A 15797-nucleotide genomic window follows, 5' to 3' on the forward strand; every position below is an offset into this window, starting at 1 on the left:
TCATTGTCTTTTTTAATTTCCTAGAAACGATTCTAGTTTTTTAGAAATGAGCAGCAACAAGGAGTGCATTCATGTTTTAGCCATTCATTTTCTAAAGAATAAGAAAAGGCGCATCCGCTGTATTGAATGTAAAGCGGATGTTTTTGTTTTTGGCATTGGCACTTATTTTGCAAGAAAATAGAACGAAACAATTTTGAAGGGGGAATGGGATAATGTTGGCGTTATTGGGGTTTTTAACGATTGGTGTTTTTCTGGCTTTAATCATGGCAAGAAAAATCTCGGTATTGATTGCCTTAGTGCTTGTACCGGTGGTTTTTGGGCTGATCGGCGGGTTTGGGACGCAGATGGGAACGATGATGTTGGAAGGAATTCAAAAAGTAGCTCCGACGGGGATTATGATTGCATTCGCCATCCTATATTTCGGGTTGATGATCGACAGCGGCATGTTTGATCCGATTGTTTCGCGCATCCTTCGTTTAGTAAAAGGTGATCCGTTAAAGATTGTCATCGGCACAGCAACGCTAACATTGCTGGTTGCCCTCGACGGCGACGGGGCGACGACTTTTATGATTACCGTTTCGGCGATGCTTCCTCTTTATCGGCGTTTAGGAATGAATCCGCTTACACTATCGGGTGTCGTTTGTTTAGGGGCTGGAGTAATGAACATGATTCCTTGGGGTGGTCCGACGGCTAGAGCTATGGCAACACTGCATGTCGATTCAACCGAGTTGTTTAACCCTGTTCTTCCAGCGATGTTGGCGGGGATTGTTTGGGTGTTGTTTGCTGCTTATTGGCTCGGCAAAAAGGAACGGGAACGAGTGGGAGTCGTCGAACTGGATACGGAACAACTGACACCGTCACTTGACGGGGGAGAGGCGAAACGGCCTAACTTATTTTGGTTTAATGTCATTTTGACGATTGTGTTGCTCGTTTCCTTAATTAAAGGGTGGCTGCCGCTTCCGGTTTTGTTTATGCTTGCGTTTGCGATTGCCTTGCTTGTTAATTATCCGCATGTCAAGGATCAGCAAGAGCGGCTCACGTCTCATGCGAGCAATGTTGTATTGGTGGTGACGATGATTTTCGCAGCCGGCATTTTCACTGGCATTTTAACCGGTACAAAAATGGTTGATGCGATGGCGAAAGCGATGGTTTCGATCATTCCTGACGCGATGGGATCTTATTTGCCGCTTATAGTGGCGGTCACAAGCATGCCGTTAAGTCTTGTCTTTACCCCTGATGCGTATTATTTTGGAGTTTTGCCGATTTTAAGCGAAACGGCGGCTTCATTCGGCATCGATCCCGTCGAAATCGGGCGCGCTGCCATTTTGGGACAGATGACAACTGGTTTTCCGCTCAGCCCGCTGACGGCATCCACCTTTATACTTATCGGCTTGTCAGGTGTCGATCTTGGTGCCCACCAACGATTTATTTTTAAATGGGCGTTCGGAACGACTATTGTGATGACGATTGTCGCTTTAGCTACGGGGGCGATTTCTCTCTGATAATAACAAGGAATGTAACAAGAAAGCAAACGGAGGCGAGAAAATGGTCAGAATAGGAGCTGGAGCAGGATTTTCCGGTGATCGGTTGGAGCCTGCCGCGATTTTAGTAGAGAAGGGACAGTTGGACTATCTTGTTTTGGAATGTTTGGCGGAGCGAACGATTGCTTTGGCGCAAAAACAAAAATGGAAAAACCCTTCCCGCGGGTATGACCCGTTATTAGAAAAAAGAATGGAACTGCTTCTTCCGCTCATTGTGAAGCACCGCGTCCGCCTGATTACGAATATGGGGGCTGCCAATCCAGTAGCGGCAGCGGAGCGCATCGCCGCTATGGCGCGGGAGAAGGGACTAAAAATAAAAGTAGCGGCTGTCATCGGGGATGATGTAATGGAAAAGATTGATAAACAAATGTTGGCAATTGAGTCAGGGAAACCGATCGATAGCTACGGAACGATATTATCCGCGAATGCTTACCTTGGTGCTGATGCGCTCCTGCCTGCGCTGCAGTCGGGGGCAGACGTAATCGTGACAGGCCGTGTAGCGGATCCGTCGTTATTTCTTGCGCCGATGATTTACCATTATGGATGGCCGCTTGATGATACAGAACGTTTAGCTAAGGGAGCGATTGTCGGTCACCTGCTCGAGTGTGCCGGACAAATTACCGGCGGCTATTTTGCGGATCCGGGAAAGAAAGACGTCCCTGGCATGGCTAGACTTGGGTTTCCGTTTGCTGATGTGATGCCTGACGGTACGGCTGTGATCAGCAAGGTAGACGGGACAGGAGGGATCATTTGCCCGATGACTGTCAAAGAGCAACTGTTATATGAAGTGACTGACCCGACAGCCTATATCACCCCTGATGTGGTTGTTGATTTGACAACAGTCCAACTGCGCGAAATCGGTCCGGACCGTGTTGAGATCACCGGAGGAAGTGGCAAAACAAAACCAGATATGTTAAAGGTGAGCATTGGCTATCATGGCGGTTTTGTCGGGGAAGGCGAAATTTCGTATGCGGGGCCGAACGCTTTGCGGCGGGCGCAGCTTGCCGGGGAAATTGTGTATGAGCGGTTAAAAGACTGTTTTGTGAATCTGAAGGTGGACTATATTGGCTTATCATCAGCCCATCGGTCATTTTTAGGACAGGGCGGCGAGCCGTATGAAGTCCGGTTGCGGGTGGCAGGGAAAGCGGATACAAAAGAACAGGCTGAACTGATTGGTGAGGAAGTGGAATCGCTGTACACAAACGGCCCGGCAGGCGGCGGCGGGGCAAGGAAATACGTGCATGAGGTCATTGGCATTATTTCGACATTGATTCCACGCCAAATGGTCAATGTACAAATAACGATCCGGGAGTGACGACGATGAGAGTGAAGTTGTATGATTTGGCCCACTGCCGGGCCGGGGACAAAGGAAATACGTTAATCTTGTCGCTTATTCCTTTTCGGGAAACGGATTATCCTCTGCTGTCCCAAATGGTAACCGCAGAAAAAGTGAAGGAGCATTTGAGCTCGATTGTGAAAGGGGATGTGGTTCGATACGAACTTCCCAACATCGCCTCCTTGCAATTTGTCTGTCAAGATGCGCTTGAAGGCGGCGTCACTACCTCATTGGCCCTTGACCCGCATGGCAAAACGTTAAGCTATGCTTTGCTCGAGATGGAGATTGAGTTGCAGAAAGGAATATAAGTCTAGATACGGGAAGGCTGGACAAAACATGCTGTTGCATACAAATCGGCAGCATTTTCGCGAGAAAAAGCTGAATTATACAAGATGAAAAAGATGTTGGGACCAACAGCATGTTGTACAACATTTTCCAGCCTTCCGATCTTGCTGGTCAACAATGGATGCTGCGCCGAAATTGGCAACCTCGAGAGGTGCAGGAATTTTAGAAGGCTGAACGTATTTCGCCCCTCTTTTGCCCACCATCGTCCTTCTAGAGGAAGGGTGTCTCAAACGAAAGAGAACCTTATTTTTGTCGATAAATGAAGAAAAAATAAGAAAACAGAAAAAAAATGATGAAAATATTGACAATGATAATTTTTATCAATTAAAATATGATATGTGAAAATGATAATCCTTCTCTTTTTAGAGGTTTGGGCGGGGACATGGTTTTCAAAAGAATGGAGTGAGATGTGGTGGCCGCATGTGGACAGAATGGTTTGGCTTGAAAAGAGCAACGATTGAGGAGATGCCAGCCATCTTGGCGGTGCTAGTTGCTTCTCACACAAGCAGAATTTATCTTTTTAATTGGTAAAGATAATCAATATCATAATTGCACCTGTAAAGCAATTGAGTCTGGACATGGCATCGTCATTCGACTTGTATGATGGGATAGAACGGAAGACAGGATGAGAAAACATGAAAAAATGGATGGTGCTTCTTGTTGTTTTGGCTGCGGCATCATTGTTTGTCGGTGTGCATGATTTATCGCCTCGCGAGCTGTTTGCCGGCGACCGTGAGGCGTGGGAAGTGTTTTTGATCAGTCGCTTGCCGCGGCTTATCAGCATTCTGATCGCTGGGTCAAGCGTGAGCATTTGCGGCTTGATCATGCAGCAGTTGAGCCAAAACCGATTTGTGTCGCCGACGACGGCGGGAACGATGGATTGGGCGCGGCTCGGCCTGTTGGTGTCCATGATTGCATTCGCTGCCGCAGGGCCGCTTGTGAAGGCGGCTATTGCCGTTGTGTTTGCGTTTGTCGGGACGTTGCTGTTTATGACGGTTTTAGATCGTGTGAAGTATAAAGATTCGATCTTTATTCCGCTCATCGGCTTGATGTTTGGCAATATTGTCGGTTCTGTCACGACGTTTTTGGCTTATAAATATGATTTGATTCAATCGATGTCCGCATGGATGCACGGCGATTTTTCCGTTATGATGCAAGGACGTTATGAAATGCTGTATGTGAGCGTTCCGCTCATGGCAATCGCTTATGTATACGCCAATCGGTTTACGATCGCCGGCATGGGGGAGGAGATGGCGACGAACTTAGGGGTTCGCTACCGTTCGATTGTCTACACTGGTCTCCTCATTGTCGCTGTTGTTTCTGCTGTTGAGGTGTTGACGGTTGGGACGCTGCCGTTTTTAGGGCTGATCGTTCCGAACATCGTCACGATGTATTATGGGGATCATTTGCGCAAAGTATTGCCGTTGACAGCCATATTTGGCGCTTTGTTTGTGCTGATTTGCGATGTATTTGGCCGAGTCGCCATTTATCCATACGAAATTCCGATCGGCTTGACGGTTGGAGTAATCGGAAGCGGCGCCTTTTTATATTTGCTCGTAAGGAGAACGAAGCAGTATGTCTAATCGGATGAAAGTGGTTGTGCTCGTGGTATTGGCGCTCGGATTGATCGTGCTGTTTTTGTTTGCACACTTGCGAGGGGATTTTGACTATGTGTTGTGCTCGCGGAGCGAAAAGATTGTCGCGATGGTGCTTGTCGGTTGGGCGGGGGCGGTTTCGACCGTCTTATTTCAGACAATGACCAATAATCGTATTTTAACTCCAAGCATTATCGGGCTTGATTCCGTTTATATGCTTGTACAAACTGCTGTGGTGTTTTTGTTCGGTTCGACGACGTTGACCATGATGGGCAACACCTTGCACTTTCTCTTGTCTGCTGGGTCGATGATCGGTTTTTCAGTTTTATTGTATTCGTTTTTGTTTCGCCGTGAAGGGCAAAATTTATATTTCATCTTGCTTGTTGGGATGATTCTCGGTACGTTTTTCCAAAGTTTGACGTCTTTCATGCAATATTTGATTGACCCAAATGAATTTTCCATCATTCAAGATCGAATGTTTGCGAGCATCAACAATATAAAAACAGACTTGCTTTGGCCGGCAGGCCTGCTCATTGCGGCTGCGACATTGTATACATACCGTCATCTTCACGAGTTGGACGTGCTGTCGCTCGGCAAAGATCATGCGATCAATTTAGGCGTGGCGTATGAAACGGTCGTCAAACGGCTGCTGATGATTGTGGCGGTGTTGGTGTCGGTTTCGACCGCGCTTGTTGGTCCCATCATGTTTTTCGGATTGATAGTCGCCAATGTGGCGTATGCGTTTTTTCAAACGTATGAACATCGTTATTTGCTTGCAGGAGCGGCGCTGTTCGGCATCATCGCCCTCGTTGGCGGCCAGCTGGTAGTCGAGCGAGTGTTCACCTTTTCGACGACGTTGTCTGTCATTGTCAACATGGTCGGAGGCGTCTATTTTCTATACCTTTTGTTAAAGGAGCGAAAAGCATGGTAGAGGTGAAACAAGTATTGAAGCGATACGGCGGGAAGACCGTGATTGACCGTGTATCTTTATCTGTTCCGCGCCGCAAGCTCACATCGCTCATTGGCCCGAACGGGGCGGGGAAAAGCACGCTTTTGTCCATGATGAGCCGCTTAATTCCAAAAGATGGCGGGGAAATCTGGATTGAAGGAAAGGAAATTGCTCGTTATCGGACAGAAGAGTTGGCGAAAAAAATTTCCATTTTGAAGCAATCCAACCACATTGCGGCTCGCTTGACGGTACACGAATTGGTGTCGTTCGGTCGCTTTCCGTATTCGCGCGGCCGCTTGACGCGCCAAGATCGCGACTATGTGCGTGAGGCGATCCGCTATATGGAGCTGGAGCCATTGCAAGACCGCTATATGGACGAGTTGAGCGGCGGACAGCGGCAGAGAGCTTATATCGCGATGGTGTTGGCGCAAGATACGGATTATATTTTCTTGGACGAGCCGTTGAACAATTTGGATATGAAACACGCCGTGCAAATGATGAAAGTGTTGCGCAAGCTGGTCGATGAGCTTGGCAAAACGATCGTGATGGTGATGCACGATATTAACTTTGCCTCCTGTTACTCCGATTATATGGTCGCGTTAAAAGATGGAGCGGTCGTCTGTGAAGGGGATGTTTCATCGATCATGAGCGATGAAGTGCTTCGCGGCATTTATGATTTGGATGTGCGCGTGCAGACGATTGAAAATCGGCGCATCTGTGTGTATTTTTAGCAATCTCCCATGAGAAAGCGTCTATCTTGACTAGTGAAAAAGCGGGCTGTGGAAGCCTATGGGCATGCTTGGTGAAGAGCTCCGTCTCGGATTCAAACATGGGACGGGGAGACGCGATCAAAGTCAAGTATGTCAACTACCCCCACTTAGCTAACGCTTGAAGTGGGGGCTTGCAACTCCCCAGAAGTACAAGCGGACTTCGTCCTCCTTCCTTGACTTGGGGTTGCATCAGGGCAGGTTGACAACTACCCAACGACGCAGGTCATGCCTGCATCGTTACCGATTCTCTCGGTGTGTCTGTTGGCAGTACTTGGCTTCCACACACAACAGACGGATCTACGCTCGATGTTTTACGGTTACAACGTTTCCTGTAACCAACTCCATACATCGAGTAGCAGTTATTGGAGTGCCTTTATTAAACGGTTTTCTCCACGCCTTTATTATATCATACACAAAAGAAAAGGGGAACGCGCATTCCTCTCCCACTTACTCCCTTTGGTCGTTGAAGTGGGAGTCTCCTGCGCGAAATAGGATGAAGAAGATTCCAATTAAGTAAAAAATGGTTGAGCCGGCTTTCATGTTGACATCGGCAAGAAAGGGCGCCCTTTGTCGAGTGAATACGAAAGCCGTCAACATATAATTTGAATTTCCAAAGGGGGGTATAGCCAATGAAACAGCGTTGGCTGATGGTAGTGGTTGCTTTGCTTCTTGTCGTACTGGTTGCTTGCGGCAATAAGGAGAATGCAAGCAACGGAGCGAGTGGGAAGAATGACGAGAAGAAAACGGAACAGGCCGAGGAAATGACGATCAAGCACCAGCTTGGAGAGGCGAAAGTCAAGAAAAATCCAGAGAAAGTGGTTGTCTTTGATTTTGGAGTGCTGGACACCCTTGATAAACTAGGGGTGAAGGTGACAGCTTTGCCGCAGATGAACGTGCCGAAATACTTGGAGAAATATAAAAGCAGCGACTACCAAAACGTCGGCAGCTTGAAGGAGCCGGATTTTGAAAAATTGAGCGAAATCAAGCCGGATGTCATTTTTATTTCCGGTCGTCAAGCAAATTTGTATGACAAGTTGAAAGAGATTGGCCCAACCGTGTATATAGGGATTGACACTCAACATTATTGGGATTCATTTACAAACAATATGAAGCTGATCGGGCAAATGTTTGGCAAAGAAAAAGAAGTAGATGAGGAACTGGCCAATATTGAAAAACAAATCGAAGAAGTGAAGACAAAGGCTGCAGACAAAAAAGCGCTGATCATTTTGACGACCGGTGGGAAAGTGAGTGCGTACGGCAAAGGTTCGCGCTTTGGGCTCATCCATGATGTGCTCGGCGTGCCAGCCGCAGACCCGAATTTGAAAGTGACGAATCCTCATGGACAAAGCGTATCATTTGAGTACATTGCCAAGAAAAACCCGGATTACTTGTTTGTCATTGACCGCGACGCCGTTGTAGAAGGAAAGCCGACAGCGAAGCAAACGATTGAAAATGCACTTGTGAAAAAGACGAAAGCATATCAAAACGGCCACATTGTCTACTTGGATCCAAATTATTGGTATCTCTCAGGCGGCGGATTGACGTCGGTGTCGGAAATGATCAAACAGGTGGAAGAAGGATTGAAATAAAAGGACAGGCGGGCTTAGGCGGCCCGCCTGCTTTATCGTCATAAAATGATATTCTTAATTTTGTAGATTTCCCGTTCGTGTTCGATGACTTTGTTCGAGAGGAAGGTGATGTCAAGTTTGATGTTGTTCAGCTGTTCATTGAATGATTGGGCATGGGAATCGACTTTTTTCTCTAAGGAGTCGAGTCTTTGGTGGATGGAAGAAACTTCACCGTGAAGTTTGTGCACGTCCATCGCGAGGGCGTCGAGTGCGGCGTCGGTTTCATCCTGGCGGTGAAGCAGGGCAGACATCAGATCATACAGTTCTTTTTGGCCGGCTTTGATATGGGCTTGTTCTTCTTCTAACCGCTTTTGGCCTTCAAGGAGAGCTTGCTGGATCCGCCGGAATTCTTCTTGCTCTTTGCGCATTTCCTGCTGTTCTCTACGGATCTCCTGCTGTTCTTTTCGCATTTCTTGCTGTTCTCTACGGATCTCCTGTTGCTCTTTCCGTATTTCTTGCTGTTCTCTACGGATCTCCTGCTGTTCTTTTCGCATTTCTTGTTGTTCTCTACGGATCTCCTGCTGTTCTTTTCGCATTTCTTGTTGTTCTCTTCGGATTTCCTGTTGTTCTTTTCGGATTTCTTGTTGTTCTGCTTCCAGCCGTTTGTGGCTTTCGACGAGGAGGTGCAGCGTGTTCTCGATATGACCAAGGCGGTTGAACAACTGCAAGAGGATCTCTTCGCTCATGGTTGGCCCCTCTTTCATTCTAATTTCCTTCATTATAGCACATATGTTCTTGTCGGACAAGCACGAATGGTGTATATAGGAAAGCGTACAAACATATGATACAATGAAGAAACAAACTGACAAGTCCCAGTGCGGATGTCGGCTAGTATGTTTTTAGAAAGGGATCGATGTATGCTTTACGTTTCTCCTGCCAAAATCGCAAGCTATTTTTATCACGAGTGCGAGCGGAATTTTTATTTTCAGTCGTTGGCGAAAGAACGGCGCAGCGAGCTCGATGTGCCGGAAGAGCTGTTTGAGCAGCCTGCGGTTCATGAGAGCGTGCTGCGCCGAGGGGTTGAGTGGGAAGAGGAAGTGATTACGACCTATTTGGCCGGCCAAGTGCAGATGGGGAAGCGAGAGCCTGGCGCACCGATTTCCCACTGCTATTTGGATGGAGAGGAGACGATCCGCGAGCTGAAGCAGCCGAGCAAGCGCTATTTATACCAGCCGACATTGATCGCGCCGCCGCGCTTTTACGAACGGTACGGGTTGGATCTGAAAGTGATCCGATTTGCGGCGTGTCGTCCGGATTTGATTGAGTGCATTCCGGGGCAAAACGGCTTTGTGTTCCGCATCATCGACATCAAATCATCAGATGTGTTAAAGATTTCCCACCGCGTGCAAACGGCGCTGTACGCGTTGATGTTGTCCTCGGTGTTAGAGGAGCACGGTGTTAAGGGCAGCGTCGATTTGCGCGAAGCCGGGATATGGACGTACAAAACCGAGCAGCCGCAGCTGACAGATATCGGACAGCTGCTTCCGTTTCTTGAGCAGTTTTTGGCTAGCGAATTGACGGCGCTGGCTGGGAAGCAACTTGATGAGCTGTTTTGGCATTTGGATTATCGCTGTGAATGGTGCCCGTTCTATGATTACTGTTTCGACAAAGCGCGGAAACAGTCGCATATTTCCCTCGTTCCGTACTTATCGAGTCATGCGTCCCGCTTTATCCGCGAGCGGCAGCTTCCGGAGACGATCGATGAGTTTCGCCAACTTCTTGAGCGTCAAGAAACGAGACACGTCCTAAAACAAAACGCTGGATTGGCGCGTCAACTTCGGCGGCTTGAAGCGCAGCTTGAGGCGATTGCGGAGGAAAAGGTCGTTCCGTATGACCAGGCGGTGACGCATATGCCGATATGGGAAGACATCCGTCTGATTCTCACCGCGCAACGCGATCCGTTGACGGGGAAGATTGCGGCGGCATCGTTGTACCGTGTTGGTGGAACAGATGTGTTTGGAACGGGATCGGAAATGCATCATGTTATTGCTGGTTCTCTGGAAGAATGCGACGCGGTCGGCCGAACGTTTGCCGATGCGCTGGACCGCCTGCTTCAGACGGTGCACGATTACAACCGAGCGCGAGAGTGGCGGGCGCAAAAATCGGTGCAGGCGTATGTCGCCGACAACTATGAATGGGACAATGTGCAGCAGCTGCTTCAAGCGCTTTTGTTCGATCCAGACTATAACGAAAAAGCTGTTCGGCTGCTGTCGTATTTTCATAGCAGCTCACTAGCAAGTGCCAACGATCATCCAGATGAAATCGTTCCGCTTCCTGTCGTTGTTCTGACAACGGCCGTGAGCCAGCTGTTCGCCTTGCCGACGCATGTTGCGTACCGTCTTGAAGACTTGTCGCGGTATATTGCGGCCTACCATGATTCGCCGTTTCTGTACTCGGCGAGCGAGCGCTTTTCGTTCCGCTTGACAAACGCCATGAAACTGGATGTGCTGCATGATGCCTGGCAAACAGGGGACATGGAAAAACGACAAGCGGTCGAGAAGGAGCTGAGCTGCCGCCTTTGGGCCGCTCACAGCATCATTCAAGGCATCCGTGCGTGGGCCGAGAGCGTCCATCCTTCGCCGCTTATGGTCTGGCCGGAAAAATTTGCGTTTCCTCATTCGGCTGATTACCGTGATCCGCTTGTGTCCAAGCTGGCGTTTATGGCGCGCTACGAGGCGCTATTAAACTACTTGGATATTCGCCAAAAGCGCCTGCTCCCGCTTTCGGAGCGGCTTGAGAACGGAGTGACGCTTCATGTCACGTACCTTGGCGGCGATCGGTTCCGATTGAACAACCGCCAGGCGCTTGAAACGATCGATCTAAAGGCGAGCTGGCTTTTGACGGAGTGCAATGAGGAAGGAGAAAAGGCGCAACAGACGTTTCCTGATCATAAGTACGCCAGTGAATGGAAGCCGCCCCAATGGGCCAATGTCTATTTTGTCCGCATTCGCGCCATCGAAGATAATGGCAAGACAGCTGAACTCAAGCTCGAGTTGCCCAAATGGCTCGATCGGTTCCCGCTTGTGGAAGGAGAGGAGTATTGGCTGTCGCTTCGGCATGCGGATTTTACCACCCCGCGCGTCTTGCAGGCGTTGCAACAGTTGGATAAGGACAATCATCGCATCTTGGACTTGATTCGCGATCCGATTCGCTATCGGAAAACGTTTCGTCCCAACTGGGATGCAGAGGAAGTCAAGGCGCTTCTCCGCCAAAGCAGGCTGACGAAAAGCCAGCGTCAGGCGTTTCTCCACTTTCTCCGCCATACGTTGACGCTCGTCTGGGGGCCGCCTGGCACCGGGAAAACGCATTTTATTGCCGTTGCTCTTCGGTTGCTGATGGAAATGTATGAAAAACGGGGGCGAAGGCTTGCCATTCTTGTTTCGGGTTTCACCCATGCGGCGATCGAAAACGTTCTGCGCAAAATTCAGGAGCTTGCGCCGCGGCGCAGCGTCCATATCGCGAAACTTGGTGAGATTCAGACGGAAAACGCCAAAGGAATCGCCGAGGTGGCGGACCGTGACCTTCTCGGATGGTTTGGCAGCGGCGGCCATCGGGTGCTTGGCGCCACGCTGTACGGCATTCAAAGGGCGTATGAAAAGGGCTATCTAGAAGAGTTTGACGTCGTCATTCTGGATGAGGCGTCGCAAATCCGCGTGGCCGATTCACTGTTGGCGTTGCGCCATGTCAAAAAAGCAGGCAGGCTGCTTATCGTCGGCGACCATTTCCAGCTGCCGCCAATCATTCAAGGGACGTATGCGGCCGCGGAAGGGGAACCGCACCTGTTCGACTCGATTTTCCACCTGTTGTTTGACGCCGATGTCGAGAAGCGGTATACCCGCCAACTGACGGACAATTTCCGCATGAACGAGGCGCTTTGCCGCTACCCGGCCGAGCGGATTTATGGACGTGACTATACAGCGTTCAACCGCCAAATTGCCGAGCAAACATTGGCGCTCGTCGACGCTCCAACTGCCGATGAATGGGTGGAAGCGGCGATCGACCCCGATTATCCGCTTGTTGTTTGCATTTATGATGGTGCGCACGGCACGCAAGAAAATGAGGCCGAAGCGCGCTGGGTGGCGGGCATCGCGAAGGTGTTGCGGGCACGGCTTCTCGACAGCGAGGGGAAACGGTACGATGACTCATCAGAAGGCGACCAAGCGTTTTGGCGCCGCGGGCTGTTTATCATCTCGCCGCATCGGGCGCAAATCCGCGCCATCCGCCGTGCCCTTGAACACCAACGATTGCGCCCGCCGTTTTTCGTCGATACGGTTGATAAAATGCAAGGGCAAGAGGCGGATGCGGCGATCATTAGCTACGGCGTCGCCGACCCTGAACTGGCTGTGATGGAAGGGGAGTTCATCTACAGTTTGAACCGCCTCAACGTTTCGCTTACACGGGCGCGGAAAAAGACGATCCTCTTCCTCTCGCGCCAACTGATGTCGCCGTCGCTTCAGGTGATCGGCAACGAGGAATACCGTGAAGGAGTGAATTTTATGCTCGGGCTCGAGCACTACGCTTCACGGCGTGGGGAAACGCAAACGTTTATGGTCGACGGTGTCGCGCTGCGAATGTACCGAGTCAGTTGTCCAAAGATGGAAAAGATGGACACTCTATGAAGCTGCTGAGTTTGACAGGAAAAAAGGATGAATCAAGGCGCTGTTCAACTTGAGAAATTCTTTGATGCATCCGAGAATCCCCCATTTTCTTGCTCAAAAACCGCATAAACAGTCGCCATCCGCCATGCCGCCTTCTCCGTTTGTTGGCTCGTTTTGTTTTCTGTGCCGGAGGAGGGAGGGCATGGCGATTTTTTTGGACGGAATGGGTATTGATGTGCGAACGGTGAATAGTTGATAAGAAAATTAAGGAAGGAAACCGCCGAGCCATGGAGAAATAATGGAAATAAGATTTGTCGATAAGAAGCACTGTGCTAGGAATACGCGACAAGAGAGGGGGCGTGCCATGGCAAACGTCGGCGGGAGAAGACCGGTGTCGGATGCAAGGCTTGAGGCGATCAAAAAGCTCTTTCCGGAAGCGGTTGTAGATGGGGGCATCGATTGGGAGTTGCTGAAGAAAGTGTTTGGCGGTCACAAACGGCAGGAAGCATATGAGTTCATGTGGCCGGGGAAGGCAGAGGCGAGGCGGCTCGCTGAAACGCCTGCGTCCGGAGTATTGCGGCCGGATCAGGCAGCGAGCAAGCAGTGGGAGACAACAAACAATTGGTATATTGAAGGAGACAATTTAGAAGTATTAAAACTGCTGCGGACGTCGCATGCAGGGGCCATCCAAATGATTTACATCGACCCGCCGTACAATACAGGAAAAGTGCTCACGTACAAAGACAATTGGCGCAAGGGGAAAGCCGTTGTTTCTAGCGGGATCCAGGAAGAAGCGCGTGCCCATGCCGGCTGGCTCAACATGATGTACCCGCGCCTTTGGGTGGCGAGGGAGCTGTTGGCCGAGACGGGGGCCATCTTTATCTCCATTGATGATACGGAGCAGGCGAATTTGAGAAAAATGTGCGATGAAATTTTTGGCGAGCGGAATTTTGTCGCCACGTTCATTTGGCAGCGGGCGTTTTCGCCCGTGAATATGAACAAGTTCGCCTCGCGCAACCATGATTTCATTTTATGTTATGCGAAAAACATCGATCGCCTGGCTTGGTACGGCTTGCCGCGCCATCCGGAAGCGGATGGGCGGTATGCCAACCCAGACAATGACCCGCGCGGTCCATGGACGTCAGGCGATTTGTCGGTCGGTCCGCCGATTCCGGAAAAAATTTATGACATCGTGACGCCAGGCGGCCGGGTCGTTTCCCCGCCGAACGGGTATTGCTGGCGGGTGACGAAAGAGCGCTTCACCGAACTGGTGGAAGACAACCGCATTTGGTTTGGCAAAGACGGCAACGGGGTGCCGCGCCTGAAGCGGTTTTTAAGCGAAGTGAAGCCGACGGTGACACCGCTTACGATTTGGACGCATGATGAGGTGTCCCATTCGCAGGAGGCGAAAAAAGAGCTGAAGGAGCTGTTCGATGGGCTGGCGGTGATGGATTACCCGAAGCCGGTGAAGCTCATTCAGCGCATGGTGGCGTTGACAACGAAGGACAATGACATCATCCTCGACTTTTTTTCCGGCTCGGCGACAACAGCCCATGCCGTCATGCAGCAAAACGCTGAAGACGGCGGCCGGCGGTCGTTTATAATGGTGCAGCTTCCCGAGCCGCTTGCGGAAACGTCCGAGGCGTATCGGGTGGGGTTTCGGACGATTTGCGACATCGGCCGCGAGCGCATCCGCCGCGCGGGGGAGAAAATCGTCCGTGAAACGGGAAAGACAGAGCTTGATATTGGCTTTCGCGTGTTTCGGTTCGAGAAGAAATCGAAGCAGCCCGCTCGCTAGGTGGACGGGCTGCTTTTCGATTCGGCTGATGAAAAGCGCTTTGGTAAAACAGGCGTTGCGTCTATGTTCCGAGTCCCTGATGTCCGTCGTTTCAGGCGCTTTTTACAATGACGCCGCAGCCCAACGGTCGTTGACAAAGACGTCGTACTCCGCGGCAATCGTTTCTTTGAGCTCCGCTAAAGACGGGATGCCGTCGGCGAACGTGTAGGTGTCAAGGCAAATGAGGGAGTATTCGTCGCCGGGATCAAATACGATGGTGACGACTTCTTCCGTTCCAGCGTCCACTTGTCGGATGGTGTCGCCGTCTTCCGGCTCCACGAGTATGTTTTGGTATGTTTCGCGAATCACGTAGTAGCCTTCCTGCAATTGTTCAGTGAATAGATGTTCGATGTCTGTCAGTTCGTGGACGATCATTATTTAAGTCCTCCTAACTTGTGAAATCATTCTCAATGTCAGTATATAACGTAGTCGTTGTCGATATAATAGATGTTGTGGAAAGTTCGAAAAATTGTCATTTTGTATGCCAAGCGTAGATAAGGTTGGGGGCAGGATTGACAAGGGAAAATAGCAGCTTCCTGAAAAAGGCATCGCCCTCGTGGGAGGAATTCAAATATGAACAGGAAATTTATAGGAGTAATGTCCCTCTTTTTGATAATATTATTCGGAATGTATGGTGTCGGGACTAAAATTGTCGCCAAATCAAAAATTTATGAAACAGAGTCAACAACTACATTAGTGGTTAATAAAAATGATTTAGAGGACCTTTCAATTTACTTCTTAACGCCTTATATAACCAAAGCAGTACAGGATTATTATGGAAAACCATCTGGAATTCAGTGGTGGAAGCCTAAAATATTAGAGATTAAAAATTTAGAACCCGGGAGTCGTTATAAATTCTTACTCAAAATTCGTGTAGAAACATTTAAAGGGGCTCACAACCCTCCTTACGGAATTGATATAATAACACTTGAAATCGATTTTGACAAAATTCGTATTATTGATTACAAGCACATCGAAGAGAAGATAAAAAAACAAACATAGGGTATTACCTCCTTTTATATATTAAGGTTTTTATAAGGTTCATCACCAAAAGATGTACTTGATTTTTATGTTAAAATGTGATAGAGGTCTCTAGACGGACACGGATGATGTATAAAATTTTGTGTAAAGCATTTTGCTAGAACAAAAGAAAAAAGGTAGGGTATTCTCTGATTGGACCAAAAATCTTAGAGAAAGG

Annotated in this window: 12 protein-coding genes; 10 read left to right on the plus strand and 2 right to left on the minus strand. The window is 49.3% G+C overall.

Annotation, left to right across the window (positions count from 1 at the left end; genetic code table 11):
* The first annotated feature begins 212 nt into the window (after nt 1-212).
* From GHH_RS06955 to GHH_RS06985, 7 genes are all read left to right on the plus strand, one after another.
* Entirely contained in the window at nt 213-1502 is a 1290-nt protein-coding gene (locus tag GHH_RS06955) for a CitMHS family transporter (RefSeq protein WP_015374601.1), read from the plus strand.
* Between the two features lie 43 nt (nt 1503-1545).
* On the plus strand, nt 1546-2856 hold the full coding sequence (locus tag GHH_RS06960) for an acyclic terpene utilization AtuA family protein (protein WP_015374602.1): 1311 nt from the start codon (nt 1546-1548) through the stop codon (nt 2854-2856).
* 5 nt (nt 2857-2861) lie between these two features.
* On the plus strand, nt 2862-3185 hold the full coding sequence (locus GHH_RS06965; protein ID WP_015374603.1) for a hypothetical protein: 324 nt from the start codon (nt 2862-2864) through the stop codon (nt 3183-3185).
* 672 nt (nt 3186-3857) lie between these two features.
* Nucleotides 3858-4805, plus strand: coding sequence for an ABC transporter permease (locus GHH_RS06970; RefSeq protein ID WP_015374604.1), 948 nt, complete (start codon nt 3858-3860; stop codon nt 4803-4805).
* Nucleotides 4798-5748, plus strand: a complete 951-nt coding sequence (locus tag GHH_RS06975; protein ID WP_015374605.1) for an iron chelate uptake ABC transporter family permease subunit — start codon at nt 4798-4800, stop codon at nt 5746-5748. Before GHH_RS06970 ends, GHH_RS06975 begins: the two co-directional genes overlap by 8 nt.
* Nucleotides 5742-6497, plus strand: a complete 756-nt coding sequence (locus tag GHH_RS06980) for an ABC transporter ATP-binding protein (RefSeq protein ID WP_015374606.1) — start codon at nt 5742-5744, stop codon at nt 6495-6497. The genes GHH_RS06975 and GHH_RS06980 overlap by 7 nt, the downstream gene beginning before the upstream one ends.
* Before the next feature lie 668 nt (nt 6498-7165).
* Entirely contained in the window at nt 7166-8125 is a 960-nt protein-coding gene (locus GHH_RS06985; protein WP_015374607.1) for a siderophore ABC transporter substrate-binding protein, read from the plus strand.
* Between the two features lie 38 nt (nt 8126-8163).
* Here GHH_RS06985 and GHH_RS06990 read toward each other — a convergent pair whose 3' ends face one another.
* Nucleotides 8164-8850 (minus strand): hypothetical protein, encoded by a 687-nt coding sequence (locus GHH_RS06990; RefSeq protein ID WP_015374608.1) that lies wholly within the window; start codon nt 8848-8850, stop codon nt 8164-8166.
* 171 nt (nt 8851-9021) lie between these two features.
* On the opposite strand from GHH_RS06990, the gene GHH_RS06995 reads away from it, so the two are divergent.
* A complete protein-coding gene (locus GHH_RS06995) occupies nt 9022-12783 on the plus strand; it encodes a bifunctional RecB family nuclease/DEAD/DEAH box helicase (protein WP_015374609.1) in 3762 nt (1253 codons plus the stop codon).
* 343 nt (nt 12784-13126) lie between these two features.
* On the plus strand, nt 13127-14560 hold the full coding sequence (locus GHH_RS07000; RefSeq protein ID WP_015374610.1) for a site-specific DNA-methyltransferase: 1434 nt from the start codon (nt 13127-13129) through the stop codon (nt 14558-14560).
* A 102-nt stretch (nt 14561-14662) separates the two neighbouring features.
* On the opposite strand, the gene GHH_RS07005 is transcribed toward GHH_RS07000, so the two are convergent.
* Nucleotides 14663-14974, minus strand: coding sequence for a hypothetical protein (locus GHH_RS07005; protein WP_015374611.1), 312 nt, complete (start codon nt 14972-14974; stop codon nt 14663-14665).
* Nucleotides 14975-15172: 198 nt separating this feature from the next.
* Between GHH_RS07005 and GHH_RS07010 the strand changes: the two genes are divergently transcribed.
* The gene (locus GHH_RS07010) at nt 15173-15601 is read left to right on the plus strand and encodes a DUF3888 domain-containing protein (RefSeq protein ID WP_015374612.1); all 429 of its coding nucleotides are present in this window, start codon (nt 15173-15175) and stop codon (nt 15599-15601) included.
* The last annotated feature ends 196 nt before the right edge of the window (nt 15602-15797 follow it).

This window comes from Geobacillus sp. GHH01 (assembly GCF_000336445.1).
Classification (GTDB): domain Bacteria; phylum Bacillota; class Bacilli; order Bacillales; family Anoxybacillaceae; genus Geobacillus; species Geobacillus zalihae.

Excerpts from the sequence above, each read along its gene's own strand:
- GHH_RS06955 (WP_015374601.1), top strand. The coding sequence starts at position 213 with ATGTTGGCGTTATTGGGGTTTTTAACGATTGGTGTTTTTCTGGCTTTA.
- GHH_RS06960 (WP_015374602.1), top strand. The coding sequence starts at position 1,546 with ATGGTCAGAATAGGAGCTGGAGCAGGATTTTCCGGTGATCGGTTGGAG.
- GHH_RS06965 (WP_015374603.1), top strand. The coding sequence starts at position 2,862 with ATGAGAGTGAAGTTGTATGATTTGGCCCACTGCCGGGCCGGGGACAAA.
- GHH_RS06970 (WP_015374604.1), top strand. The coding sequence starts at position 3,858 with ATGAAAAAATGGATGGTGCTTCTTGTTGTTTTGGCTGCGGCATCATTG.
- GHH_RS06975 (WP_015374605.1), top strand. The coding sequence starts at position 4,798 with ATGTCTAATCGGATGAAAGTGGTTGTGCTCGTGGTATTGGCGCTCGGA.
- GHH_RS06980 (WP_015374606.1), top strand. The coding sequence starts at position 5,742 with ATGGTAGAGGTGAAACAAGTATTGAAGCGATACGGCGGGAAGACCGTG.
- GHH_RS06985 (WP_015374607.1), top strand. The coding sequence starts at position 7,166 with ATGAAACAGCGTTGGCTGATGGTAGTGGTTGCTTTGCTTCTTGTCGTA.
- GHH_RS06990 (WP_015374608.1), bottom strand. The coding sequence starts at position 8,850 with ATGAGCGAAGAGATCCTCTTGCAGTTGTTCAACCGCCTTGGTCATATC.
- GHH_RS06995 (WP_015374609.1), top strand. The coding sequence starts at position 9,022 with ATGCTTTACGTTTCTCCTGCCAAAATCGCAAGCTATTTTTATCACGAG.
- GHH_RS07000 (WP_015374610.1), top strand. The coding sequence starts at position 13,127 with ATGGCAAACGTCGGCGGGAGAAGACCGGTGTCGGATGCAAGGCTTGAG.
- GHH_RS07005 (WP_015374611.1), bottom strand. The coding sequence starts at position 14,974 with ATGATCGTCCACGAACTGACAGACATCGAACATCTATTCACTGAACAA.
- GHH_RS07010 (WP_015374612.1), top strand. The coding sequence starts at position 15,173 with ATGAACAGGAAATTTATAGGAGTAATGTCCCTCTTTTTGATAATATTA.